Here is a 25,377-nt window from a genome sequence, read left to right as displayed (position 1 = left end):
GGGTAGGAAAAAATTAAAGTAAACTGTTATATAATTGAATACAGAAAAGATGAACAGAGAAGAGTTAATATCAAAATGGTTAAATAACGATCTGAATGATCAGGAACTTGAAGCGTTTAAAATGCTTGAAGACTATGATGATTTGGTAAAGTTATCGGATGGCGTACAGGCTTTTAAGGCAGATGACTATAATACTTCTTCAGAATTGGAACGTGTTTTAAAAACCATTACCCCAATAGCTATTGGTGTACCCAAAAAGCGACCTTCAAATTGGATAAAACCATTGATGCGCGTTGCGGCAATTCTTGCTATTTGTTTCAGTATATACTTTTATACAACTACTATAGACACTAAAATAACCACAGAGTTTGCTCAAAAAACAATTGTAGAACTACCAGATAATTCTAGTGTTAATTTAAATGCGAAATCCCTCTTAGCATTCAATAAAAATTCTTGGAAAAATGAACGCGAAGTAACGCTAGAAGGCGAAGCGTTTTTTAAAGTTGCCAAAGGTTCATCGTTCCAAGTTATTACAAAATCTGGAACCGTAAAGGTTTATGGAACTCAATTTAATGTAAAACAACGAGATCATTATTTTGAGGTTATTTGCTACGAAGGTTTGGTTGGCGTTACGTTCAATTCTCAAGAAACTAAATTAAAACCTGGTGACAGTTTTTTAATTATAGATGGGAAACAAATTGCTAAAGAAAAAGAAAACAGCGCAACACCTTCGTGGTTAAATAACGAAAGTACTTTTAAAAGCCTACCTTATAAAGAAGTTATTGCAGAATTTGAAAGACAATACCATGTAACGTTCAAACTTCAAAACATTGATGCTAACCAATTATTTACAGGTAGTTTTGCACACAACAATTTGGAAGTTGCTTTAAAGGCAATTACATTACCTTTACACGTAACTTATAGTAAAACCAACGGTACTATAACTTTAAAACGTGAGTAGAAAAGGACTCCTTTCTATTTTTTTATCGCTGTTTTTTTTGAATGTTGCATCCTTAAAAGCGCAAAACATTCAAAAAGAAAAGCAACCCCTTATTTCCATTTTAAAAGTTCTTGAAGAAACATATAGCATTCGTTTTTCTTTTATAGATGAAACCATAAATAAAAAGGAAGCCACTTTACCAGACTTAGAATCATCACTAGAAGAAGTTTTGGAAACACTAAAAACCGAAACTTTATTAGATTTCGAATTGTTGGACAACCGCTTTATTGTTATTAAAAACAAAACCGACCGGCAACCAAGTTCCTTCAAAATGCAAAACTTGGAGGAAGTAACCATTAATAACTACCTAACAACAGGCATATCAAAGCTTAACGATGGTTCCCTATCCATAAAACCAGAAACTTTCGGCATTCTTCCGGGACTTATTGAACCCGATGTTTTACAAACCATTCAAGCATTACCAGGTGTTTTAAGTACCGATGAAACAGTTTCCAATATTAACGTTCGTGGTGGCACACACGACCAAAACCTCCTGCTTTGGGATGGCATTAAAATGTACCAATCGGGTCATTTTTTTGGGTTGATTTCAGCTTTCAATCCCTACACCACAAAAAAAATACATGTTTACAAAAATGGTACCAGTGCTAAATATGGCGATGGCATTTCGAGCGTTATCGATATGCAATTGCCCAACGATATTGACAATGAGTTTAAAGCAGGTTTGGGTTTTAATTTAATTAATGCAGATGGATTTGCTAAAATTCCGCTTTCAAATAAAACCGAATTGCAAATAGCATCACGTCGTTCGGTAACCGATTTAATTTTAACGCCTACTTACGACCAATATTTTAAACGAATTTTTCAAGATTCCGACTTAACTAAAACCAACAGAAATTCCATTTCTAAAAATGAACAGTTCTATTTTTACGATGTAAATTTAAAATTCTTATACAACATCACTAAAAAAGACAGAGTCCGCATTCATTTTTTAAACGTAAACAACTTTTTAAATTACGACGAACAATCTACCATAAACGATAGAAATGAAGCTTTTAATAGCAAACTATCGCAACGAAATTTAGCTACTGGAATTACCTATACCAAAGATTGGAATGAATCGCTTTCGACAACCTCTCAAATTTATGTTTCAAATTACGATTTAGATGCCACCAATCACGACATCACCAACAACCAACGCTTAATTCAGGAAAACGAAGTGTATGACGGTGCTGCAAAATTGGATATTAACTACTGCCCAAACCATCAACTTAAAATAAATGGGGGCTACCAATTTATTGAGGTGGGCATTAGTAATTTAGAGGACATTAACAATCCTGCATTTAGAAGTTTTATAAAGGAAGTCATTCGCAGTCATGCTGTTTATGCCGAAACAGGACTTCTATCAAACAACGTTAAAACAAATTTAAAGGTAGGTGCGCGTTTAAACTACATTCAAAAATTCGATATGCTCTTCGCAGAACCACGTTTAAGTTTTAGTCAGCGGTTTTTAAACGATTTCAGATTGGAAGTTTTAGGAGAATTTAAAAGTCAAACTACCTCACAAATTATCGATTTACAAAACGATTTCTTGGGCATTGAAAAACGAAGATGGGTGCTATCAAACAACAAAGACATTCCTGTTTTAAAAAGTAAACAAGCCTCGGTGGGTATTCATTACAATAAAAACAAACTTTTAATTAGTGCTGAAACTTATATTAAAAAAGTAGATGGTATCACCACACGAAGCCAAGGATTTCAAAACCAATATCAATTTGTAAATAGCATAGGGAGTTACGAAATTAAAGGCATCGATTTTTTACTAAACAAACAGTTTACCAATATAGTTAGTACGTGGATTTCATACTCATATAATACAAATAATTATACGTTTGACGCTTTAAATAAAGGCAAACCCTTCCCCAACAATGCAGATATAAAACACGCCGTAACATTTGCCGGCACTTACACCAAGAATGATTTTAAATTGGCAATTGGTTTAAATTGGCATTCTGGAAAACCAACCACACCAGCAAACAGAAACGACGATCCTAACAACACCGAAATAACTTACTCAAGTCCAAACAGCGCCAACTTAAAAGACTACTTACGCACCGATTGTTCTTCTACTTACCAATTTGATATTTCCCGTGCTTCCAAAGCAACGGTAGGGGTTTCAGTCTGGAACGTTTTCAACAAAAATAATATTATAAACTCATACCATACTTTAGATGATGAAAATAAAATTGTTAAAGTTGAAAACCAATCCCTAGGAATCACTCCTAATGTGAGTTTTAGGATTGACTTTTAATACAAATTAAAAATAAAAAGCGACCGTGTATTATTTTCATAAACGGAACAAACCATTTCATATATTTGGCTGAAAATAACAAGGGTTATGTTACTATTAAACATTTTAGATACCTCGCTGCCATTTACCAATCCGGTATTAAAATTTCTTATTATTTTAATCATTATTCTACTAGCCCCTATTATTCTTAACAAATTAAGAATTCCCCATATTTTAGGTCTCATTTTGGCGGGTGCCGTTATTGGACCTAACGGATTTAATTTACTATTGCGCGATAGTAGCATCATTTTATCCGGAACGGCAGGTTTGCTTTATATTATGTTTCTAGCTGGTTTAGAAATAGACATGAACGAATTTAAAAAGAACAAATTCAAAAGTCTGTTGTTTGGTTTGTACACCTTTACCATTCCCATGACATTTGGAATTTTAGTAGGTATTTTTATTCTTAAATTTTCTGTGCTTACATCGGTTTTACTTGCCAGTATGTTTGCCTCACACACCCTTATTGCCTACCCCATTTTAGGTAAATTCGGCATTACCAAAAACCGTGCTGTAAATCTAGTAGTGGGTGGCACCATGATAACCGATACCCTGGCACTTTTAGTACTTGCCATTATTGTAGGTATGACAAAAGGCACGACCAATTTAGAATTTTGGATTCGGCTTTTTATTTCGGTTGTAGTTTTTGGGTTTATTGTTTTACATATTTTTCCAATTATTGGCAGATGGTTTTTAAAGCGTTATCAAGATCATATTTCACAGTACATTTTTGTTTTGGTTATATTGTTCCTAGGTTCGTTTTTAGCTGAAGCCGCAGGTATTGAAGCCATTATTGGCGCACTGCTTTCGGGTTTTGCACTTAACAGATTAATCCCTTCTACATCGGCTTTAATGAACCGTATTGAGTTTGTTGGTAACGCCATTTTTATTCCTTTTTTCTTAATTGGTGTAGGTATGTTGATTGATTACCGTGCCTTTTTCACCGATTTTGAAACCATTCTGGTAGCTGTTATTATGACGATTGCCGTAACATTAGCAAAGTTTTTCGCCGCTTGGGCAACACAAAAATCGTTTAAATTTTCGGTAGATGAACGACGCATTATTTTTGGTTTGAGCATTGCACATGCTGCCGTTACATTAGCAACCGTTTCGGTGGGATACAACATCATTATTGGTGAAACCGAAACTGGAGAACCTATAAGATTGTTGGGAGAAAGTATTTTGAATGGCACCATTATAATGATTTTGGTTACGTGTACCATTTCCACCTTCGTGGTTCAAAAAGGATCTAGAAATCTGTCCATATTTCAATCTACCGCAAGAGACAAAAGCGATACTGAAAACGAAGAGAAAATATTGGTTACCGTTAATAACGCCGATACCGTTGAGGAACTAATCAATTTAAGCACTATAATAAAATCTAAAGAAAACAAAGAATCCATTTTCGCTTTACATGTTATCAATAATGAGAATTCCGATGTAAAAGCAGAAAATAATGCCATTAAAATTCTTGACAAGGCCATAAAAATTGCTTCGGCAACAGACATTCATTTAAAAAAATTATTGCGCTACGATATGAATGTTTTAAATGGGGTTTTAAATGTTGCCAAAGAAAAAAAGATAACCGATTTAATATCGGGCCTTCATGTTAAAACCAATATTTCAGAATCATTTTTAGGAGATTTAACCGAAGGTATTTTATCTAAATGCAATGCCACGACGTTTATTTATAAATCTTTGCAGCCTATTTCAACCATAAAAAGACACATCATTATCATGCCCAATAATGTTGAAAATGAAATAGGATTTCCTTTTTGGTTATTGAAAATTTGGAACATTGCCTACAACACCGGGACCAAATTGGTTTTTTACGGTACGGAACAAACCATTAAAGTGATTCAAAACATCCATTTTGAACACCCTATTGAAGCGGATTTTGTAATCTTCAACAGTTGGAGCAGCGCCAAAGCACTTTCCAATAATATTAAATTAGACGATAATTTAATTTTTATTTTAACTAGAAAAGACGAACCATCTTACCAAAAAAACATCAAGAATATCTCAATTTATCTAAACAGATATTTAACGTCCAATAGCTTTATTTTGGTTTGCCCTATCATGAAACCCGCTTCCATTAACAACACCATCGAGTTTAACAACCCTTCCTTGTTAGAACCATTAGAAAAACTGGATGAAATTGGAAAAACCATTGCTGGGGTTTTTAGGAAGAAGTAACAATTACATAAAATTTTATTTTTGTAAAAACTTCAACTAAATTCGTTTGTCGCCTGATATAAGTTATTAAAACGGACTCATATCATTACAGTTAAACAAACCTCCTAAAACCCTTAATTCAAATTTGCCAAACTCGCTTTCAAAGTTTCAATTTTAGCCAAAGCATCCGCTTCTTTGTTACGCTCGTTAGCAATTACTTGCTCGGGTGCACCTGCAACAAAACGCTCGTTTGATAGTTTCTTTTGTACCGATTTTAAAAAGCCTTCGGTATAATTTAATTCTTCCGTTAGTTTTTTAATTTCAGCTTCTACATCAATGCTTCCAGCCATAGGAATAAAATACTCATTGGATTTTACTCGAAATGTTAGCGCTCCATCAACCGCTTCGTTTACATAATTAATACTCTCAAGATTTCCTAACTTAACTATAACATCATCAAAACCAGTGCTTGATTTCTCATTGTTTATTACCGAAAAACCTATGGCATCTTTAAACGCAATATTTTTTTGTTTTCTGAGGTTTCTAATGCCCGAAATAACTTCTGAAGCAAATTCAAACTCAGTAATTAAAGCTTCATTTATTGGTTTAGCTTCTGGCCATTTTGCAACAATTAATGCTTCTTCTGGCGTTCTTTCAGCTATATAATGCCAAATATCTTCTGTTAAAAACGGCATAAACGGATGCACAATTTTTAAATTTTCTTCAAAAATCGAGATAATCGCTTTATAAGTTACCGCATCAATAGGTTGTTGGTATGCTGGTTTTACCATTTCTAACAACCAACCACAAAAATCGTCGTAAATAAGTTTGTAAATCGCCATTAAAGCATCACTTAAACGGTATTTACTAAAATGGTCTTCTATTTCTACCAAGGCTTTTTGGAATTTCGATTCGTACCATTCCAGCGCTATTTTACTAGAGTTAGGTTGCGGTATGATTTCATCAATTTCCCAACCATCAACCAAACGATAAGCATTCCAAATTTTATTTCCAAAACCTTTACCTTGTTGGCAAAGTGCTTCATCAAACATTAAATCGTTTCCGGCGGCACTACTTAATAATAAACCAACACGAACGCCATCGGCACTGTATTCTTCAATTAGTTTTAATGCATCTGGTGAATTTCCTAAAGACTTACTCATTTTTCGACGTTGCTTATCGCGTACCAAACCTGTTAAGTACACGTTTTGGAATGGTTTTTCACCTTTATATTCGTAACCTGCAATAATCATACGGGCCACCCAAAAGAATAAAATATCTGGACCTGTAACTAAGTCGTTGGTTGGGTAGTAGTATTTAATGTCGTCGTTTTCAGGATTTCTAATACCATCAAACACACTCATTGGCCATAACCATGAGCTAAACCAAGTATCTAAAGCGTCGGTGTCTTGACGCAAGTCGGCAGTTGTTAGTTGTTGGTTGTTGGTTTTTTGTTTAGCTAATTCTAAAGCGTCTTTAAGAGTTTCAGCAACTACAAAATCCTCTTTTCCGTCGCCATAATAGTAGGCTGGTATTTGTTGCCCCCATAATAACTGACGCGAAATATTCCAATCGCGGATGTTTTCCATCCAGTGACGGTAAGTGTTTTCAAACTTTTTTGGAAATAATTTAATTTCGGAATCTTCACCTAAAACCGCTTCAATTGCTGGTTTTACAAGTTCTTCCATTTTTAAGAACCATTGGTCTGATAATCGTGGTTCAATAACAGCTTTGGTTCTTTCAGACGTTCCTACTTTATTGATATGGGTTTCGGTTTTAACTAAAACGCCGTTTTCTTCAAGCTCTTTAACTATTTCCTTTCTAACAACAAATCGATCTTTCCCTTGATAATGCAAGCCAAAACTGTTTAAACTAGCGTCTTCATTAAAAATATCAATAACTTCAAGGTTGTGCTTATCTCCTAAAACTTTATCGTTTTCATCATGTGCAGGCGTTACTTTTAAACAGCCTGTACCAAACTCAACATCAACATACGTGTCTTCAATAATAGGTATAACTTGGTTACAAATTGGCACAATAGCCTTTTTGCCTTTTAGATGTGCAAAACGCTCATCGTTAGGGTTGATACAAATAGCGGTATCGCCAAAAATAGTTTCTGGACGTGTGGTAGCAATGGTTAAAACATCGTTACTACCTTCAATCTTATAGTTTAAATAATAAAGACTTCCCTGCTTTTCTTCATAAATTACTTCTTCATCAGAAAGTGTTGTTTTGGCCTCAGGATCCCAGTTTACCATACGGTACCCACGATAAATAAGTCCTTTTTTGTGTAAATCAACAAAAACCTTAATGACCGCTTCACTCATATCATCATCCATGGTGAATTTGGTTCGATCCCAATCGCAAGAACAGCCTAATTTTTTAAGTTGTTCTAAGATAACACCTCCATACTCATGGGTCCAATCCCAGGCATGTTTTAAGAATTCTTCGCGAGATAAACTGTTTTTATCAATGCCTTGTTCCTTAAGTTTTGCAACCACTTTGGCTTCGGTAGCAATAGATGCATGATCGGTTCCAGGAACCCAACAGGCATTTTTACCCTGTAAGCGCGCACGACGAATTAATACATCTTGAATGGTATTATTCAACATATGCCCCATATGAAGTACACCCGTTACGTTTGGTGGAGGAATTACAATGGTATAAGGTTCTCTTTCATCTGGTTCTGAATGAAAATAATTGTGTTTCATCCAGTAGTTGTACCACTTAGTTTCTACCTGACTTGCATCATATTTTGACGGCATTTGCATACTTTGGAATAGTTTTTGAATAATAAGTTGCAAAAGTACTTATATTTCTTTTTCTGTGAAAGGTATATTATAGGTTGAAAAAAGTAATTGATTATTATTTTAACAATTTTTAAGAATTATAATAGAAAAGGAATATGTACTTTTAACTAATGAAAACAACATAAAAAAAGCATTTCATCTGTTATTTTTGATGTTTATATAAAAAATAAGTATGTTTGACCTACATTATTAAGTTACTAATAACTGAATTAATTATAAAACATAAAAAACAAATCAATAAAATAAATCAATAAACAATGAAAAAATTAATTACAATATTATTTATAGGATTAGCAAGTCTGGCTATTAATGCACAAGACAAAGTAGCTAAAATCGAGTTTAAAACAGATACCGTTGACTATGGAACTATTGAAAAAGGTTCAAACGGTGTACGTGTTTTTGAATTTACAAACACAGGTAACGCACCTTTAATAATTTCGAACGTTACTTCCAGCTGTGGTTGTACTATTCCTAAAAAGCCAGAAGGTCCTATTTTACCTGGAAAAACTGGTGAAATTGAGGTGAAATATGACACCAATAGAGTTAACCCAATTAGAAAGACCATTACTGTTATATCTAATGCGGAAACTCCAACTGTTGCCTTAAAAATTAAAGGTGAAGTTATTGATACTAAAACTGCCAATGTTCTTGAAAAAACAAACAAGAGTATTGTTCAACAGTAACAAAATTATAGCTTAAATAAAAGTCCTAAACAGATGTTTAGGACTTTTTGTTTAAAATGGGTTTTCTAAATTAAAACTGAAATTTAATTCTTTACCATTTCTATCTACTTTCAATCGTATGCGCTTACCTGCATCTTCAAAAAACTCGTGCATTAATTCTTGCAATGTAAATTGATAGGAAGGCCTGCCATTAACACTTAAAACAAGATCTCCAATATGCAACCCTGCTTTCTGCGCAGGAGAATTGGCTCGCAATTCAACTATAGCATATGCTGGTTTTAATGTTAATTTATACTCCGGGTTTATTATAATCTTTGTTCCATTTGTACCATCATCGCTTTTTTCTATATCATAACCAGTAGCTGTTCTATTTTTAAACTCCCTTACCAACCTAACACCATCATGGGACAATTCTATACCACTCTTGTTATAACTGAATTTTTCTTTGAAATATCTATTCTTCTTAAGTGTTACAGTCCCTTTTTGGTAATTAAAAACCATATTAAAACGTTTCAAAACATTTCCTGCTAAACTGCCATTTCTATCTTTATGCTTCCTTGCAAATTGAATTGATAAACTATCCGGATAAGCAACGTTAGCATCTTCCAAAACAAAACTCTTTAAGGAAAGTTTCCCTATTTTAGAACGCTTACCGTAAATACTGCCGCTTAAACCATGCCCTAAAAAATCTTCAAAATATTTATTGCCGCATTTTATCCCTGACGAATCGTTTTCAAATAACCACAATACATCACTACCACCAGAATCTATCAATAACTTTACGGGAATATCCTTATTATCAATGGTAACTTCTACATTTATATAAGGTTTGTCATTATAAAACTCTAAGTTGAACGTTTCACATTTGTTGCATTTTTTATAACGATAGGCTTGTGGTTCAGTCAATCTTAAATACTTTTTAGAATAGTTTATTTCAACTATAAAATCTTTGAAAATGTCGTTTCCTATAATACCATGCACAGGGAATCCCAATTTTGGAGTCAAATTTAAATTAGCATCAAATATGGCATATAAATCTTGATTCAATTTAACAGCATCACCAATTTTGATAAGATTATCGGTAGATTTTAATGCTTCAACAACTTCACCTTCACCCAAACCTCTTAAAAAAATAGATTCGGTATTTTTAATTTTCAAAGTATCGGAAACATTTAAAAAATTAAAGATTATTGGTTTACTTACACCAGTATCTAACAGAAAAGAAAGTGTTACGCCATTAATTTCTAAAGGAATAATAATTAGATTGTTTATAAGCCTAAAATTTATCTTATCCGATTTGTGTTTATTTTGAATAGTAAAATACCCCTGCGAAAAACCAAGGTTGTTAAATAAAAAACAGAATACAATAAAAATCAGAAACCTTTTCATAGTTGAAAACTAGGCTTTACACACATTTAATTTACAAATCTTTATGACACTAAGTTTATTTTAGTCAGCTTTTTAAAAAAACTTTAAGATAATTTTCTCAACTTTGCGCCTTATAATTAATAAAAATGCCAACTATATCTAGAAAAGGGCTTTTAATGCCCGAATCACCTATACGTAAATTAGTACCTTATGCAGAACAAGCTACTAAAGATGGAAAAACTATTTACTATTTAAACATAGGACAACCTGATATAAAAACACCTGAAGTCGCCTTAAATGCGGTTAAAGAAAATGATATTGAAATACTTTCGTATTCGAGATCTGAAGGTTCAGACACTTACAGAAAAAAGTTAGCAGCATACTATAATAAATTCGACATTAAAGTGTCGCATGAAGATATTGTTGTTACCACTGGTGCGAGTGAAGGTTTATTATTTTTGTTCAGTAGCATTATGGACCCAGGTGATGAAGTTATCATTTCTGAACCTTTTTATGCTAATTATATTGCGTTTTCAACCTCTTCGGGTGTTAACGTTGTGCCCGCGGTTTGCAGTATTGATGATAATTTTGCGTTGCCTTCCATTGAAACGTTTGAAAAACTAATTACACCTAAAACCAAGGCTATTTTAATTTGTAACCCTGGTAACCCAACAGGTTATTTATATTCAAAAGAAGAAATAGAAAAACTGGCCGCTTTATGTATTAAGCACGATTTATTTTTGGTGGCTGATGAAGTATACCGTGAGTTTGTTTACGATGGCAACACCCACTACTCTATTATGCAAGTAGATGGATTGGAAGAACACGCTGTAGTAATAGATTCTGTTTCAAAACGATATAGCATGTGTGGTGCGCGTGTAGGCTGTTTGGTTTCTAAAAACAAAACCGTTTTAAAAACGGTTTTAAAATTTGCTCAAGCTCGATTAAGTCCGCCAACATACGCACAAATTGCAAGCGAAGCAGCTCTAGATACACCACAAAGTTACTTTGACGATGTAATTGCTGAATATGTAGATAGACGCAACACATTAATTAGCGAATTACAAAAAATAGACGGCGTAAAAGTAGCAAAACCCAAAGGTGCTTTTTATTGCATTGTTGAGTTGCCAATTAAAGACTCCGATGATTTTGCACAATGGCTTTTAGAAAAATTTGATATTAATGGCGAAACCGTTATGGTTGCTCCTGCTGGCGGATTTTATTCTACACCAGGTTTGGGCTTAAACCAAGTTAGAATTGCCTATGTACTTAACAAAGAAAGCTTAATTAAAGCAGTTCACATTTTAAAAGAAGCCCTTAAAGTTTACAAAGATTAGTGCAAATAGAACAAAAAATATCGTTAAAACCTTACAATACCTTTGGCATTGATGTAACTGCAAGCCATTTTGTTTCGGTTGCGAATGTTGAAGAATTAAAACAGATTCTATCTTTAAAAGAGTATCCTAACAAGCTTGTTTTAGGTGGCGGCAGTAATATGCTATTGACCCAGGATTTTAACGGACTTGTTATTCTTATCAATTTAAAAGGTATTGAAATTATATCGGAAGATGAAGATTCTGTTTTAATAAAAGCTGCTGCGGGCGAAAACTGGCACGAATTTGTACTTTGGTGCATTAACAACAATTTTGGAGGTCTTGAGAACTTATCGTTAATTCCAGGCAATGTAGGCACCACGCCTATTCAAAACATTGGTGCATATGGTGTGGAAATTAAAGATACTTTTGAGTCTTGCGAGGCTATTTCAATAGAAAACAAAACCATAGAAACTTTTAAAAAAGAAGATTGCCATTTCGATTATAGAAACTCTATTTTTAAGAACGAAGCTAAAGGCAAATACATTATTACCTATGTAACCTTCAAATTAAGTAAACAAAACCACAAACTGCATATTAACTATGGCACCATTGCTTCCGAATTGGAAGCTATGAATATTACCGAACCTACTATTCAAGATATTTCAAAAGCCGTAATAGCCATTCGCGAAAGCAAATTACCAAACCCAAAAATTATCGGTAACAGTGGTAGTTTCTTTAAAAATCCGGTGGTTTCAAAAGCACATTACACTAAATTACTTGAGAATTTTAATGATATGCCTAGTTACCCTGTTTCAGATGAAGAAGTAAAAATACCTGCAGGTTGGCTTATTGAAAAGGCAGGTTTTAAAGGCAAGCGTTTTGGCGATTATGGTGTGCATAAAAATCAAGCTTTGGTTTTGGTAAATTATGGTGATGCCAAAGGGGCTGACATATTAAAACTATCAATTTTAATTCAAGAAACCATTAAACGTCTTTTTGATATTTATATAGAAGCCGAAGTAAATATCTTATGATAACAAAGAAATTTCTAACTTTGACGTAATAAACAGTACGTTTTTAACTTTTTAAACCTATTCATCTTGATTTCATCTATAGAAAAAGAAATAGTTGGCTTATTGGAACGTGGCGACAAAAAAGCCATTACCATACTTTATGAAAACTATGCAGATGCTTTATACGGTGTTATAAAAAAAATTATAACAGATGATGATACGGCACAAGATGTACTTCAAGAAAGTTTTGTAAAAATATGGCGCTACTCAAAAAAGTACGATTCCAGTAAAGCTAAATTATTCACTTGGCTTTATAGAATTGCCTATAACACTGCTATAGATAAAGTTAGGTCGCAAAAAAACAAAGGTGCTAAGGAAGTCCAATTAGAAGATTCTAACGTATATAAAATATCGGCGGACGAATTAAATCAGGATGTGATGGACATGCAAAAACACCTGAGCAGTTTGGACGAGAAATATCAAATAGTAATAAATGCTCTCTTTTTTGAGGGCATGACCCAACAAGAAGCCAGCGAGGAATTAGATATTCCGCTGGGAACTATAAAATCGAGATTAAAAATTGGATTGCGTGAATTGAAAAAAATTTATCATCCTTAATTTAAAACAGTCATGAATGCGAAAATAACTACTTTTTTAAATTCTGGCCTACTAGAAAAATATCTATTAGGCGAAACTACTTCTGCCGAAACAGAAATGGTTGAGTCTTATATTTCAAAATATCCAGGAGTACAGAATGCCTACAACACATTACAATACAACTTAGAAATTGTTGCCAAAAGTAATGCGGTTGAAGCCCCTAAAAGCATCTTAAACAACATTTTAGATGAACTTGACGAAGCACCTGTTGTAAAAATGAACACTGCTACAAGACAAAAATTATGGTACAAATTTAGTGTGGCTGCCAGTATAGCTGCTTTAATATTTGCAGGAAACTCATATTTCCTACATTTAAAAAATCAAAAATTGGCCGAAGAAAACCAAGTGGTTGTAGACGAGATTTTTGATTTACGTAGCGACATTGATGCCAACAATAAAAAGTTAGACGACATTATGAACCAATTTATGGAACTTAATGACCCCGACACTTACAAATACATCATGCAGGGTAACAGTCGTGCAAAAAATTTAAAAACGGTGGCTTATATAAATCCTAAGGACAAAACATCTATGATAGATGTAGTTTCTTTACCTCAATTACCTGAAGAACAATGCTACCAAATTTGGGCAGAGTTACAAGGAAAAATGGTAAGCTTAGGTATTTTAACTGAAGCCGACAGACAATTAAGGGCAATTCCTTATACTGAAAATGCACTAGCATTAAATATTACCATAGAACCTAAAGGTGGTAACACTACTGCTTCTTTAGATAGAATGGTAGCAGAAATAGATTTACAATAGTGTATAGATTAATAGTAAAATCCATTAAAAAAGCCTCGTTTTAAATATAAAACAAGGCTTTTTTTAATTACTATAATTAATTTAAATATTTATTCTTTATCAAATAATGCTTTATGAATTAATCCTGCCACAATAGCACCTGCAATTGGAGCTACCCAAAATAACCAAAGTTGACCTGCAAAGTCACCACCTGCAAATAAGGCTTGACTTGTAGAACGCGCCGGATTAACAGAAGTATTTGTTATTGGAATACTTATTAAATGGATTAAAGTAAGCGCTAAACCAATAGCTATAGGAGCAAAACCTTTTGGGGCTCTATCATTAGTGCTTCCTAAAATTACTAATAGAAAAAATGCTGTCAGTACAAATTCAGCAACTAATGCTGATAGCATATCAAATCCTCCGGGAGACAACTCGCCATAACCATTTGCCGCAAAACCGTTTAAATTAACAAAATCTGCTTTTCCAGACAATATTAAATATAAAACACACGCAGCTGCTATTGCTCCAATTAATTGTGCAAAAATATAACCCAATAAGTTTTTAGCTTCAAATTTACCACCTGCCCATAATCCTAATGAGACCGCAGGATTAAAATGTCCTCCTGAAATATGACCAACCGCAAATGCCATTGTTAATACTGTTAAACCAAAAGCTAGTGCTACACCAGCAAAACCAATTCCCAATTCTGGAAAACCTGCTGCAAAAAGAGCACTACCACAGCCACCAAAAACAAGCCAAAATGTTCCAAAAAATTCTGCTAATAATTTTTTCATAAATTAATAATTTTAAAAGTTAGTTTTATAAATGTAGTAAAATATTTATAATCAGACACTAAAAAATTAATTCGTCACAATCTGACTTTCAATAAATAAACTTTTAGAAATTAATAGTTAAATACTTTATCTTTGCAGTAAATATTAAAAACAGATGAAACTTCTTTTAATAACAATCGCTTTATTAGGATTAGGAATTGCAGGAATTGCCATTAAAATTTGGGCTAAAAAAGATGGTAAATTTGCAGGTACTTGTGCAAGCCAAAACCCAATGCTTAATAAAAACGGTGAAAGTTGTGGTTTTTGCGGAAAAACTCCAGACCAATTTGGCGACTGTAATGAACCTCAACATTCATAATACTTTATGAATTTTATTGATTTTATTTTCTACAGTTTTATAATTGTAGTTGTTATTCAAATTGCTTATTATATTTTTTTCTTCTCAAAGTTTGCATTCATAAAACCTAAAAAGGAGCGAACAAAAAACATGCCCGTTTCAGTAATTATATGTGCTAAAAACGAAGCAGAGAACCTTCAAAACTTTTTACCTTCTGTTATTTCGCAAAATTATCCCGAGTTTGAAATTGTTTTAATTAACGATGCTTCAACAGACGATACGTTGGATGTAATTGAAGCTTTTGCAGCGCAACACAGTAATATTAAAATTGTTGATGTTAAGAACATTGAAGCTTTTTGGGGAAATAAAAAGTATGCCTTAACGCTTGGTATTAAAGCATCAAAAAACGATTATCTTTTGTTTACCGATGCCGATTGCAAACCGCTTTCCAAATATTGGATACATGATATGTGCTCTCATTTTAATGGTGAAAAGACCATTGTTTTAGGTTACGGAGCTTATTCTAAAATCAAAAACTCATTCTTAAACAAACTCATTAGGTTTGAAACGTTGGTTACTGCCGTTCAATACTTTTCGTTTGCTAAAGCCGGCATACCTTATATGGGTGTTGGCCGAAATTTAGCTTATGCCAAAAAGGAATTTTTTAGTGCAAACGGTTTCATCAACCATATAAAAGTACTCTCGGGTGATGACGATTTATTTATAAATCAAGTAGCCACTAAAAGCAATACTGCCATCTGTTTTTCTGAAAATAGCATAACACAATCGATTCCTAAAACCACCTTTAGTGATTGGGTAAAACAAAAAAGAAGGCACATTTCAACAGCAAAACATTACAAATCGAATCATAAAATTTTATTAGCATTACTTTATTGTACGCAATTACTCTTTTGGACTTTAGCACCCGTTCTTCTTATTACTTTATTTAATTGGCCAATCGTTGTTGGTCTGATTTTAACAAAACTAATATTGCAGTATACTATTTTTGGCATGTCGGCAAAAAAATTAGGTGAACAAGACCTTGTGGTACTGTTTCCCTTTTTAGAAGTTTTTTTAGTTATCACACAATTAACTATCTTTATAAATAATCTTATTTCAAAACCAAATCATTGGAAATAAAAGAAGCCATTAAACGCGCCAAGGAAAACGACCAAAAAGCGTTTAATTTTTTGTTGGATACGTTTTGGGATGATGTTTACGGTTTTCAATTAAAGCGTATTCAAAACGAAAATGATGCGGAAGATGTAACCATACAAACATTTTCGAGAGCGTTTGATCGCATTGAAACTTTTGATGAAAACTACAAGTTCAAAACCTGGCTTATCACTATTTCAAAAAACATTCATATCGATTTGCTTCGGAAGGAGAAAAAATCAATTTCCCAAGTTATTTCAAATGATGACAAATCGGTTTATCAAATTTTAGATGAATCGCCATCACCCGAAGACGAACTTATAACCGAGCAACACTTAGCTAAACTTCTTCGCGACATCAAAAAACTAAAGCCGCATTACCAAGAAATTATAAATTTACGTTACTTTCAAGAGCTGAGTTATAAGGAAATTTCAATCCAACTTAAAGAACCTATAAATAACGTAAAAGTGAAGTTACTGCGTGCTAAAAAATTATTGGCAGAAATTATTCAGGAACAGTAAATGATAACTAAACTTAAAAACTTAGGTCCTGGTTTACTATTTGCTGGTGCAGCAATTGGCGTGTCGCACTTGGTACAATCGACACGTGCTGGTGCCGATTTTGGTTTGGGTTTATTGTGGGCATTGCTTTTAGTAAATGTTTGCAAATATCCGTTTTTTCAATTCGGCCCACGATATGCAACCGCTACTGGCGAAAGTTTATTAGATGGTTACAATAAATTAGGCAAAGGTGTTTTGGCTATTTATTACACACTTAATTTAGCCACCATGTTTACCATACAAACGGCCGTAACTATTGTCACTGCTGGTTTAGCCTCTAGTCTTTTTGGTGATTTTGCAACATTTAACCTTGGAAACAAAACCATAACCAGTATTGAAACGTGGACAATTATTATTCTATTCATCTGTTTGATTATTTTAACACTTGGTAAGTACAAGCTTTTAGATAGGTTAATGAAAATCATCATCATTACCTTAACCATTAGTACCATTTTAGCAGTTGGTATCGCACTCACAAACAACGTCGAACCACTTTCATTCCAACAAATATTACCAACAAACACTTTAGAAATTGGTTTTCTTATCGCTTTTATGGGCTGGATGCCTGCACCCTTAGATGTTTCTGTATGGCAATCTCTTTGGGCTATTGAGAAAAATGTTGAAACCAAACAGTATTCAACCAAATCGGCATTATTCGATTTTAATATCGGCTACCTCAGCACTATAGTAATAGGTATTGGCTTTCTACTTTTAGGCACTTTGGTTATGTTCCATAGCGGAGAAACATTCAGCAATTCAGCAGGTGTTTTTTCTGGGCAATTAATTAATATGTACACCCAGAACTTAGGCAATTGGGCATATGTAATTATTGGTATTGCTGCATTTACAACCATGTTCAGCACCACATTAACAACCCTAGATGCTTCGCCAAGAGCCATGGCAAAAACAACTACTTTGTTATTTAAAAAATCCTCAACTCTTAATTATATCTTTTGGATTGCCTTATTAACTATAGGAACGCTTTTTATCTTTTTGTATTTCGCTTCAGAAATGGGTTTATTAATACAAGTAGCTACCATTTTATCATTTATTACGGCGCCGTTTTATGCTATCATCAATTACAAATTAATTTGTAGCAAGCACACGCCTAAAGAATGGCATCCATCAAAACAACTACACATTTTAAGTTGGTTAGGTATTGCTTTTTTAATAGGATTTAGCATCTGGTATCTCACATCATTATAAAGTACTTTTAAAAGAATACTTCGTATCTTTGTGCTTTATTTTTTTAAGATATGGATTCAGAAACCGTTTCAAATATATTGCCCGAAGAGCGACAAGCAAAACCTAAATGGCTTCGTGTAAAGCTTCCAACAGGAAAAAAGTATACCGAACTTAGGGGTTTGGTTGATAAATACAAACTAAATACCATTTGTACTTCTGGGAGCTGCCCAAATATGGGAGAATGTTGGGGAGAAGGCACTGCTACCTTCATGATATTGGGTAATGTATGTACCCGTTCTTGTGGCTTTTGCGGCGTAAAAACCGGAAGACCAGAAACTGTAGATTGGGATGAACCAGAAAAAGTAGCACGTTCTATAAAAATCATGAATATCAAACACGCGGTTCTAACAAGTGTTGATAGAGACGATTTAAAGGATATGGGAAGTATTATGTGGGCTGAAACTGTAAAAGCCGTTAGAAGAATGAACCCTGAAACCACATTGGAAACACTTATTCCTGACTTTCAAGGGATGGAACAACACATTGACAGAATTGTAGATGTAGCACCAGAAGTGGTATCGCATAACATTGAAACCGTTAGACGTTTAACCCGAGAAGTACGTATTCAAGCACAGTACGACAGAAGTATGGGGGTTTTAAAATATTTAAAACAACAAGGACAACGTCGTACAAAATCGGGCATTATGCTTGGCTTGGGTGAAACTCGTGAAGAAGTTATTCAAACACTACACGATTTAAAAGCGAATGATGTTGATGTGGTTACTATTGGTCAATACCTACAACCGAGTAAAAAACATTTACCTGTTAAGCAATTTATCAATCCAGACCAGTTTAAAGAATATGAGGAAATTGGTTTAGAATTAGGTTTTCGCCATGTTGAAAGTAGTGCATTGGTGCGTTCTTCATATAAAGCCCAAAAACACATTAATTAGTTATGATTAATATTGCTATCAATGGCTTTGGTAGAATAGGCAGACGTGTTTTTAGACTTCTTCAAGATTATAAAGACATTCAAGTTGTTGCCATAAATGATTTGGCTGATGCTAAAACATTAAGCCATTTACTTAAATACGATAGTGTTCATGGAGGTTTCAACGGGACAGTTTCTTACGATAATGCCAACATTATTGTGGATGGTAAAAAAGTTACTCTTTTAAATAAAAAACATCCAAAAGACATTAATTGGACACCTTTTAATGTTGATTTTGTTATTGAAGCTACTGGAAAGTTTAAGTTGAAAGCAGATTTACAAAACCATATTTCCAATGGGGCCCAATGTGTTATTTTAAGTGTTCCACCTATTGAAGATGATATAAAAACCATTGTACTTGGTGTTAACGATTCCTGTATTGATGGTACTGAAACCATTATTTCCAACGCTTCGTGTACAACCAATAATGCAGCTCCTATGATTGATGTTATAAACAAACTTTGCGGCATCAATCAAGCTTATATTACAACAGTACACTCTTACACAACAGACCAAAGTTTGCACGACCAACCACATAGAGATTTACGTCGTTCGCGGGCTGCAAGTCAATCCATAGTACCTACTACTACTGGAGCAGCCAAAGCGTTAACTAAAATTTTCCCTGAACTATCCGATGTTATCGGTGGTTGCGGCATTAGGGTTCCGGTTATAAATGGATCGTTAACCGATATTACTTTTAATGTAAAAAAAGCAGTTTCTATTGAAGATATAAATAATGCCTTTAAAGAAGCCGCTAAAAACAACTTAAAAGGTATTTTAGAATATACTGAAGACCCAATCGTTTCTATTGATATTGTTGGAAACACACATTCTTGCATTTTCGATTCTGATATGACTTCGGTAATAGGAAATATGGTAAAAATTATAGGCTGGTACGACAATGAAACCGGCTATTCTAAAAGAATTATTGATTTAATATGTAATTTATCGAAGAAAAAGTGTGTTTTATCGATAAAATAATTATATTTGCCCGTAATGTTATTTTAAATGTCCCAAATTAAAAACTACATATCTATTGCAATAATGCTCATAAGCATGACGGTTTTCTCACAAAAAACCATCAGCAATGACCCTGAATTGCTTCAAAACAGCATCGATTATCATATATCGCAATCGCAAACCGAGTTGGAAAGTTTCAACTATTATAAAGCGCAAAAAAACCTTGATGAAGCTTTAAGTTTAGCCGAACAATCAGACAACAAAAAAAGCATTGGTGTTATTTACGCCATAAAAGGCAAACTACAACTTATTATTGACGACAATGATAAGGCCATAAAATCACTTACAAAAGCAATTGAAGTTCAACGTATTATTAACGACAATCTTAATTTAGGAAAATCTTACAAAATACTGGGAGATGTTTATGCTGCAAAAAAAGATTTCAACCAAGCTTTAGATTATTATAAATCGGCGAAGTCAAAATTTGAAGAAGAATCTTTAAATGCAGATTTGGCAGATGTACTTTTAAGTGAAGGAAAAACATATTTTAAGTTAAAGAACTATAAAAAATCAAGGGATATTATAGAACAATCGTTGGCTTTGGCTAAAAAAGAAGATTTTTTAAAAATACAAGCAGATGCTTTAGTTTCTCACAGTTTAGTTCATACCAAATTAAACAATAACGAGAAAGCTTTAATTTATGCACATGAAGGCGTAAAACTTGCTAAAGACAATAATTTCACAATCATAATTAATGAAGGGTATTTATCGTTAAGCGAAATTTACAATAATATACAAGATTATAAATCATCAAGAGATTATTTAAGTTCTTATGTTAAACTTACAGATTCGTTAGCAAACATAAAACGTGCTAATTATTCTAAGGACCAAGAAACCCAATACCTTTTAAATGATGCTGAAGAAAAATACGGAAAGGTTGTAAAAGAGCTAGAAAAGGCAGAAGACGATAATAGTTTAAGCACATTAATTTCTATTTTAAGTGTTGCTTTAATAACCATTTTATCATTATTAACGCTGTCACTTTACAAAAACAACAACATTAGGCTAAAAACAAATAATATGCTCCACAAAAAAAATGGAGAGCTTATTATAGCAAAAGAAAAAGCAGAACTTGCTTCAAAAACCAAAGCAAATTTCCTTTCTACCGTTACGCACGAGTTAAGAACCCCTTTGTATGCCGTAACAGGATTAAGCAATATGTTATTGGAAGAAAACCCAAAACCAGAACAAATTCAACATTTAAAATCGTTGAAATTTTCGGGAGATTACCTATTAACTTTCATTAACGATATTCTTCAAATTAATAAAATTGAAGCCAATAAAGTTGATATTGAGCCAGAACCATTCAATTTAAAGAAAAAAATAAACAACATTATTTTAGCTTTAACCAATTCGGCGCAAGACAACAACGTGAAGCTACATTTAGAATATGATAAGGATTTACCCGAAAACTTTATTGCCGATCAACTAAAAATTTCCCAAATACTTATCAATTTAATAGGAAACTCCATCAAGTTTACTAAGGATGGTGATATTTGGATACGAATTTATAAAATAGAAGAAGAAGGAAAAGTTTACACCTTACGTTTTGAAGTTGAAGATAACGGTATTGGAATAAGCCAAGAGAAACAAGACAATATGTTTGAAAGTTTCTCCCAAGGCTCTATTCAAATTAACCGAAAATATGGCGGTACCGGTTTAGGGCTTTCCATAGTAAAAGGTTTAATTGATATTTTAAAAGGAAAAATATACGTAAAAAGCGAGCTTGATAAAGGCACAACATTTTATTTTGAAATTCCTTTAGAATACACTTCTATAGAAGAAGCTAAGGAAGTTAAAACAACTTACTTTAGCGGTAATGCTAGCGATTTGGATTTAACCAACGTTAAGATTCTAGTGGTTGAAGATAATAAAATCAACCAAATGATTACCAAAAAGATTCTAACTAAAATGTCACTTAAATGTGATATTATTGATAACGGTGAAGATGCTGTGGAAATGATAAAAGCCAATAAATACGACATTGTTTTAATGGATATCCACATGCCAGGTATAAGTGGCATTGAAGCTACCAAAATTGTGAGATCGTTTGATAAGGAACAAATTATATTCGCTTTAACCGCTGTTACTATTGAAGATAAAATGCACGAGTTTGAAGAAGCTGGATTTACAGACATTATTCCAAAACCGTTTAAACAAGAGGAATTTGAGAAAAAACTTTATAATGCATTGGCTTCAAAAAACAATACATCAACAACTACTTAACAAGCCGTAAAGTCTTTAATTAGCTTATTAATTTCAATCTCTTTATCAATTGCTACAGTAATGGGCAAATAAAAGAGTTTGGTTTTTAAGGCTTCATGTTGTTTCAATCGCATAAAATCTTTTTCAGTAGTAACAATCAATTCCTTTTTTTCCAAAGCCAAAATATCTTGTGCAGAAAACTCATGATGGTCCTTAAAGTTTAAATGCTCAAACTTTAAATTCTTTTCATTTAAAAAAGACACTAGCGGACTTGCATTGGCAATGCCCGTTACCAAAGTAAAGTTGGTTTCTGTATCTAGCTTTCTTTTATTTTCAGATGAAAAAATAAATTCAGAATAGCTTATAGAACTAAAAAAAACATGCTGGTTTTCTTTAGGCGAAATTTGCTTAACAAACTCTCTTTTTTCTGCTTCACCCAAACTATTGGGGCATTTTGTAACAATAATAATATCAGCTCGTTTTGCCCCACTTCGCGGTTCCCGTAAATTTCCTGTGGGCAAAACAAAATCGGAAAAATAAGGATTATGATATGTAGTTAATAAAATATTCAACCCTGCTTTAACTTTTCTATGCTGAAAAGCATCATCCAGTAATACCACATTTGGTGGGTTTTCAAGTTTTTTTAATTCATTTATGCCGTTAATCCTATCACTATCTACAGCTACAAGGATATCGTTTTTAAATTTGTTATAAAATTGAAACGGTTCATCGCCCAAACTTTCTGCCGTAGAAAATTCATTTGCCAGTTGAAAGCCTTTCGTTTTTCTTTTATAGCCTCGACTTAAGGTAGCTACTTTGCAATCATCCTTCAACAAACGGATTAAATACTCAATCATGGGGGTTTTTCCCGTGCCACCAACACTCAAGTTTCCAACACAAATCACCGGAAAATCGTAAGATTTAGATTTTTTAATACCAAAATCGTACAGTTTGTTTCGTAAACTGGTAACCGCATAATACACAGGAACGAAAGGAAAAGCTATGTTTCTAATTAATTTCATCGTAACGAAAATAATATTTTATCTTTGATACAAACAAATTTATTCATGATTGTTCAAGACGTCATCAACCATTTAGAAGAATTAGCGCCTTTAGCTTACGCCGAAGATTTTGATAATGTAGGTCTTTTAGTAGGCGATAAAAATGCCAAAGTAACAGGTATTCTAGTTACTTTAGATACACTTGAAGCTGTTGTAGATGAAGCCATTGCCGAAAAATGCAACCTTATCGTTAGCTTCCACCCTATTATTTTTAAAGGTTTAAAAAAACTTACCGGTAAAAATTACGCAGAACGAGTGGTTATGAAAGCCATAAAACATGATATAGCCATTTACAGCATACATACTGCTTTAGACAATGCCGTACAAGGTGTAAATGATATAATTTGCAACACTTTAGGCTTAATAAATAAACGCATCCTCATACCACAAAGCGAAACCATTAAAAAACTAACCACCTACGTTCCTAAAAACGAAGCAGAACAACTTAGAACCGCCCTATTTAACGCTGGTGCGGGCACTATTGGCAACTACTCCAATTGCAGTTTTAATGTAGAAGGTTATGGTACATTTAATGGAAACGATACCAGCAACCCTACGAAAGGAGAAAAAGGTGTTACCCATACCGAAGCTGAAACTAAAATAACCATCACCTATCCAAAGCATTTAGAATCTCAAATATTACAAACGCTTTTTAAATCGCATTCTTATGAAGAAGTAGCTTATGAAGTAACGACTTTAGAGAATAAAAATCAAAATATTGGTATAGGAATGGTTGGCGAACTAGAAGAATCTATGACAGAATTAAATTTTTTAGCCTTTTTAAAACAAAAAATGAACACCAAATGCGTAAGACATTCGACGCTTTTAAATAAAAACATAAAAAAAATTGCCGTATTGGGTGGCTCGGGTAGTTTTGCCATAGAAGCCGCTAAAGCCACTGGTGCAGACGCTTTTATAACTGCCGATTTAAAATATCACGACTTTTTTACAGCCGAAAACAGCATTCTTTTAGCCGATGTTGGACATTATGAAAGTGAGCAGAACACAAAAAATGGTTTAGTAGCATATCTTACAAAAAAAATTACTAATTTTGCAATCATTTTATCAAAGACAAATACAAATCCTGTTAAGTATTTTTAAAGTATGGCTAAAACTAAAGAATTAACTGTTGAAGAGCGTTTAAGAGCGTTATACGATTTACAACTTATCGATTCTCGTATAGACGAAATAAGAAATGTTCGTGGAGAACTTCCATTAGAAGTGCGCGATTTAGAAGATGAAGTTGCTGGGCTAAACATCAGATTAGAAAAATTAGTTTCAAGTTTAGAAGTAATAGATAACGATATTCTTTCTAAAAAGAATCAAATTGAAGAATCTAAATCTTTAATTAAAAAATATAGCGAGCAACAAAAAAATGTTAGAAATAACAGAGAATTTAATTCTTTAACCAAGGAAGTTGAGTTTCAAGAGTTAGAAATTGAATTGGCCGAAAAACACATTAAAGAATTTAAAGCACAAATAGAACAGAAAAAAGAAGTTATTTCTGAAACTAAAGCACGCTTAAAAGAACGTGAAAATCATTTAAAGCACAAAAAAGGTGAATTAGATGCTATTTTAGCCGAAACTGAAAAAGAAGAACAAGCTTTAATTCAAAAATCTCAAGATTACCAAGAGCAAATTGAAGAGCGTTTGGTTGCTGCTTACAACAGAATTCGCAAAAACGTAAAAAATGGTTTAGCGGTTGTACCAATTGAAAGAGGTGCTTCTGGAGGATCGTTCTTCACCATTCCACCGCAAATTCAAGTAGAAATTGCTGCTCGTAAAAAAGTAATTACCGATGAGCATAGTGGACGTATTTTAGTTGATGCCCAATTAGCTGAAGAACAAAAAGAAAAGATGGAAAAATTATTTGCTAAATTAAGCTAATAATTGCCAAATATAAATTTAAAAAGCCTTCTCCCATGTGAAGGCTTTTTTATTTCCTAATCTTTCGTTAATTTCATTAAGGTCTTAAACTACGTTTCGTCTAAACCT

General features: G+C 33.3%; 21 protein-coding genes. 17 read left to right on the top strand and 4 right to left on the bottom strand.

Annotation, left to right across the window (positions count from 1 at the left end):
* The first annotated feature begins 49 nt into the window (after positions 1-49).
* The 3 genes from ACGK9U_RS07430 (at position 50) to ACGK9U_RS07420 (ending at position 5,504) form a co-directional block, all read left to right on the top strand.
* Positions 50-961, top strand: a complete 912-nt coding sequence (locus tag ACGK9U_RS07430) for a FecR family protein (RefSeq protein WP_394465733.1) — start codon at positions 50-52, stop codon at positions 959-961.
* On the top strand, positions 954-3,269 hold the full coding sequence (locus tag ACGK9U_RS07425) for a TonB-dependent receptor plug domain-containing protein (RefSeq protein WP_394465732.1): 2,316 nt from the start codon (positions 954-956) through the stop codon (positions 3,267-3,269). Before ACGK9U_RS07430 ends, ACGK9U_RS07425 begins: the two co-directional genes overlap by 8 nt.
* Positions 3,270-3,356: 87 nt before the next feature.
* Positions 3,357-5,504: a cation:proton antiporter gene (locus tag ACGK9U_RS07420; RefSeq protein WP_394465731.1), complete on the top strand. Its 2,148-nt coding sequence runs from the start codon at positions 3,357-3,359 to the stop codon at positions 5,502-5,504.
* 113 nt (positions 5,505-5,617) lie between these two features.
* On the opposite strand, the gene ACGK9U_RS07415 is transcribed toward ACGK9U_RS07420, so the two are convergent.
* On the bottom strand, positions 5,618-8,254 hold the full coding sequence (locus ACGK9U_RS07415) for a valine--tRNA ligase (protein WP_394465855.1): 2,637 nt from the start codon (positions 8,252-8,254) through the stop codon (positions 5,618-5,620).
* A gap of 296 nt (positions 8,255-8,550) precedes the next feature.
* Here ACGK9U_RS07415 and ACGK9U_RS07410 point away from each other — a divergent pair, with 296 nt between their 5' ends.
* Positions 8,551-8,976, top strand: a complete 426-nt coding sequence (locus ACGK9U_RS07410; RefSeq protein WP_394465730.1) for a DUF1573 domain-containing protein — start codon at positions 8,551-8,553, stop codon at positions 8,974-8,976.
* 51 nt (positions 8,977-9,027) lie between these two features.
* Here the strand turns inward: ACGK9U_RS07410 and ACGK9U_RS07405 are convergent, their stop codons facing one another.
* The gene (locus ACGK9U_RS07405) at positions 9,028-10,365 is read right to left on the bottom strand and encodes a PDZ domain-containing protein (protein ID WP_394465729.1); all 1,338 of its coding nucleotides are present in this window, start codon (positions 10,363-10,365) and stop codon (positions 9,028-9,030) included.
* A gap of 125 nt (positions 10,366-10,490) precedes the next feature.
* On the opposite strand from ACGK9U_RS07405, the gene ACGK9U_RS07400 reads away from it, so the two are divergent.
* The 4 genes from ACGK9U_RS07400 to ACGK9U_RS07385 all read left to right on the top strand — a co-directional run bounded on the left by ACGK9U_RS07400 (position 10,491) and on the right by ACGK9U_RS07385 (position 14,092).
* On the top strand, positions 10,491-11,681 hold the full coding sequence (locus ACGK9U_RS07400; protein ID WP_394465728.1) for a pyridoxal phosphate-dependent aminotransferase: 1,191 nt from the start codon (positions 10,491-10,493) through the stop codon (positions 11,679-11,681).
* Complete coding sequence (gene murB, locus ACGK9U_RS07395; RefSeq protein ID WP_394465727.1) at positions 11,681-12,694, top strand: UDP-N-acetylmuramate dehydrogenase; 1,014 nt, start codon at positions 11,681-11,683, stop codon at positions 12,692-12,694. The genes ACGK9U_RS07400 and murB overlap by 1 nt, the downstream gene beginning before the upstream one ends.
* 66 nt (positions 12,695-12,760) lie before the next feature.
* On the top strand, positions 12,761-13,291 hold the full coding sequence (locus tag ACGK9U_RS07390; protein WP_394465726.1) for an RNA polymerase sigma factor: 531 nt from the start codon (positions 12,761-12,763) through the stop codon (positions 13,289-13,291).
* A gap of 12 nt (positions 13,292-13,303) precedes the next feature.
* Positions 13,304-14,092 (top strand): anti-sigma factor domain-containing protein, encoded by a 789-nt coding sequence (locus ACGK9U_RS07385; protein WP_394465725.1) that lies wholly within the window; start codon positions 13,304-13,306, stop codon positions 14,090-14,092.
* An 89-nt stretch (positions 14,093-14,181) separates the two neighbouring features.
* On the opposite strand, the gene aqpZ is transcribed toward ACGK9U_RS07385, so the two are convergent.
* Positions 14,182-14,868 carry an aquaporin Z gene (aqpZ, locus tag ACGK9U_RS07380; RefSeq protein WP_394465724.1) on the bottom strand — a complete coding sequence of 229 codons (687 nt, stop codon included), beginning with the start codon at positions 14,866-14,868 and terminating at the stop codon, positions 14,182-14,184.
* A gap of 154 nt (positions 14,869-15,022) precedes the next feature.
* Here aqpZ and ACGK9U_RS07375 point away from each other — a divergent pair, with 154 nt between their 5' ends.
* Genes ACGK9U_RS07375 through ACGK9U_RS07345 form a run of 7 tightly spaced genes read left to right on the top strand, consistent with a single transcriptional unit; the run spans position 15,023 to position 22,342 of the window.
* Positions 15,023-15,226 carry a membrane or secreted protein gene (locus ACGK9U_RS07375; RefSeq protein WP_394465723.1) on the top strand — a complete coding sequence of 68 codons (204 nt, stop codon included), beginning with the start codon at positions 15,023-15,025 and terminating at the stop codon, positions 15,224-15,226.
* A 6-nt stretch (positions 15,227-15,232) separates the two neighbouring features.
* Positions 15,233-16,345 (top strand): glycosyltransferase, encoded by a 1,113-nt coding sequence (locus ACGK9U_RS07370; protein ID WP_394465722.1) that lies wholly within the window; start codon positions 15,233-15,235, stop codon positions 16,343-16,345.
* Positions 16,336-16,881, top strand: a complete 546-nt coding sequence (locus ACGK9U_RS07365) for an RNA polymerase sigma factor (RefSeq protein ID WP_394465721.1) — start codon at positions 16,336-16,338, stop codon at positions 16,879-16,881. Before ACGK9U_RS07370 ends, ACGK9U_RS07365 begins: the two co-directional genes overlap by 10 nt.
* Entirely contained in the window at positions 16,882-18,126 is a 1,245-nt protein-coding gene (locus ACGK9U_RS07360) for an NRAMP family divalent metal transporter (protein WP_394465720.1), read from the top strand.
* 50 nt (positions 18,127-18,176) lie between these two features.
* Entirely contained in the window at positions 18,177-19,058 is an 882-nt protein-coding gene (lipA, locus tag ACGK9U_RS07355) for a lipoyl synthase (protein WP_394465719.1), read from the top strand.
* 2 nt (positions 19,059-19,060) lie between these two features.
* Positions 19,061-20,077: a type I glyceraldehyde-3-phosphate dehydrogenase gene (gene gap, locus ACGK9U_RS07350; protein ID WP_394465718.1), complete on the top strand. Its 1,017-nt coding sequence runs from the start codon at positions 19,061-19,063 to the stop codon at positions 20,075-20,077.
* Positions 20,078-20,104: 27 nt separating this feature from the next.
* Positions 20,105-22,342, top strand: coding sequence for an ATP-binding protein (locus ACGK9U_RS07345; RefSeq protein ID WP_394465717.1), 2,238 nt, complete (start codon positions 20,105-20,107; stop codon positions 22,340-22,342).
* Here ACGK9U_RS07345 and lpxK read toward each other — a convergent pair.
* Positions 22,339-23,343, bottom strand: a complete 1,005-nt coding sequence (gene lpxK, locus ACGK9U_RS07340) for a tetraacyldisaccharide 4'-kinase (RefSeq protein ID WP_394465716.1) — start codon at positions 23,341-23,343, stop codon at positions 22,339-22,341. The two genes, ACGK9U_RS07345 and lpxK, sit on opposite strands and share 4 nt — an antisense overlap.
* A 45-nt stretch (positions 23,344-23,388) precedes the next feature.
* Here lpxK and ACGK9U_RS07335 point away from each other — a divergent pair, with 45 nt between their 5' ends.
* Complete coding sequence (locus tag ACGK9U_RS07335) at positions 23,389-24,483, top strand: Nif3-like dinuclear metal center hexameric protein (protein ID WP_394465715.1); 1,095 nt, start codon at positions 23,389-23,391, stop codon at positions 24,481-24,483.
* Between the two features lie 3 nt (positions 24,484-24,486).
* Positions 24,487-25,269: a zinc ribbon domain-containing protein gene (locus ACGK9U_RS07330; protein ID WP_394465714.1), complete on the top strand. Its 783-nt coding sequence runs from the start codon at positions 24,487-24,489 to the stop codon at positions 25,267-25,269.
* Positions 25,270-25,377 lie beyond the last annotated feature (108 nt).

The sequence above is a fragment of the Mariniflexile sp. HNIBRBA6329 genome, from assembly GCF_043558645.1.
In the GTDB taxonomy this organism is placed as follows: Bacteria; Bacteroidota; Bacteroidia; order Flavobacteriales; family Flavobacteriaceae; genus Mariniflexile.
The sequence above is the reverse complement of the archived record's forward strand: the minus strand, read 5'-3'. Positions and strand labels throughout refer to the sequence as shown.

What these genes read in the sequence shown, in the direction of transcription:
- ACGK9U_RS07420 (WP_394465731.1), top strand. Translation starts at nt 3,357, where the DNA reads ATGTTACTATTAAACATTTTAGATACCTCGCTGCCATTTACCAATCCG.
- ACGK9U_RS07345 (WP_394465717.1), top strand. Translation starts at nt 20,105, where the DNA reads ATGTCCCAAATTAAAAACTACATATCTATTGCAATAATGCTCATAAGC.
- ACGK9U_RS07385 (WP_394465725.1), top strand. Translation starts at nt 13,304, where the DNA reads ATGAATGCGAAAATAACTACTTTTTTAAATTCTGGCCTACTAGAAAAA.
- ACGK9U_RS07370 (WP_394465722.1), top strand. Translation starts at nt 15,233, where the DNA reads ATGAATTTTATTGATTTTATTTTCTACAGTTTTATAATTGTAGTTGTT.
- ACGK9U_RS07360 (WP_394465720.1), top strand. Translation starts at nt 16,882, where the DNA reads ATGATAACTAAACTTAAAAACTTAGGTCCTGGTTTACTATTTGCTGGT.
- lpxK (WP_394465716.1), bottom strand. Translation starts at nt 23,343, where the DNA reads ATGAAATTAATTAGAAACATAGCTTTTCCTTTCGTTCCTGTGTATTAT.
- ACGK9U_RS07375 (WP_394465723.1), top strand. Translation starts at nt 15,023, where the DNA reads ATGAAACTTCTTTTAATAACAATCGCTTTATTAGGATTAGGAATTGCA.
- aqpZ (WP_394465724.1), bottom strand. Translation starts at nt 14,868, where the DNA reads ATGAAAAAATTATTAGCAGAATTTTTTGGAACATTTTGGCTTGTTTTT.
- ACGK9U_RS07335 (WP_394465715.1), top strand. Translation starts at nt 23,389, where the DNA reads ATGATTGTTCAAGACGTCATCAACCATTTAGAAGAATTAGCGCCTTTA.
- ACGK9U_RS07330 (WP_394465714.1), top strand. Translation starts at nt 24,487, where the DNA reads ATGGCTAAAACTAAAGAATTAACTGTTGAAGAGCGTTTAAGAGCGTTA.
- ACGK9U_RS07405 (WP_394465729.1), bottom strand. Translation starts at nt 10,365, where the DNA reads ATGAAAAGGTTTCTGATTTTTATTGTATTCTGTTTTTTATTTAACAAC.
- ACGK9U_RS07415 (WP_394465855.1), bottom strand. Translation starts at nt 8,254, where the DNA reads ATGCAAATGCCGTCAAAATATGATGCAAGTCAGGTAGAAACTAAGTGG.
- gap (WP_394465718.1), top strand. Translation starts at nt 19,061, where the DNA reads ATGATTAATATTGCTATCAATGGCTTTGGTAGAATAGGCAGACGTGTT.
- lipA (WP_394465719.1), top strand. Translation starts at nt 18,177, where the DNA reads ATGGATTCAGAAACCGTTTCAAATATATTGCCCGAAGAGCGACAAGCA.
- ACGK9U_RS07400 (WP_394465728.1), top strand. Translation starts at nt 10,491, where the DNA reads ATGCCAACTATATCTAGAAAAGGGCTTTTAATGCCCGAATCACCTATA.
- ACGK9U_RS07410 (WP_394465730.1), top strand. Translation starts at nt 8,551, where the DNA reads ATGAAAAAATTAATTACAATATTATTTATAGGATTAGCAAGTCTGGCT.
- ACGK9U_RS07430 (WP_394465733.1), top strand. Translation starts at nt 50, where the DNA reads ATGAACAGAGAAGAGTTAATATCAAAATGGTTAAATAACGATCTGAAT.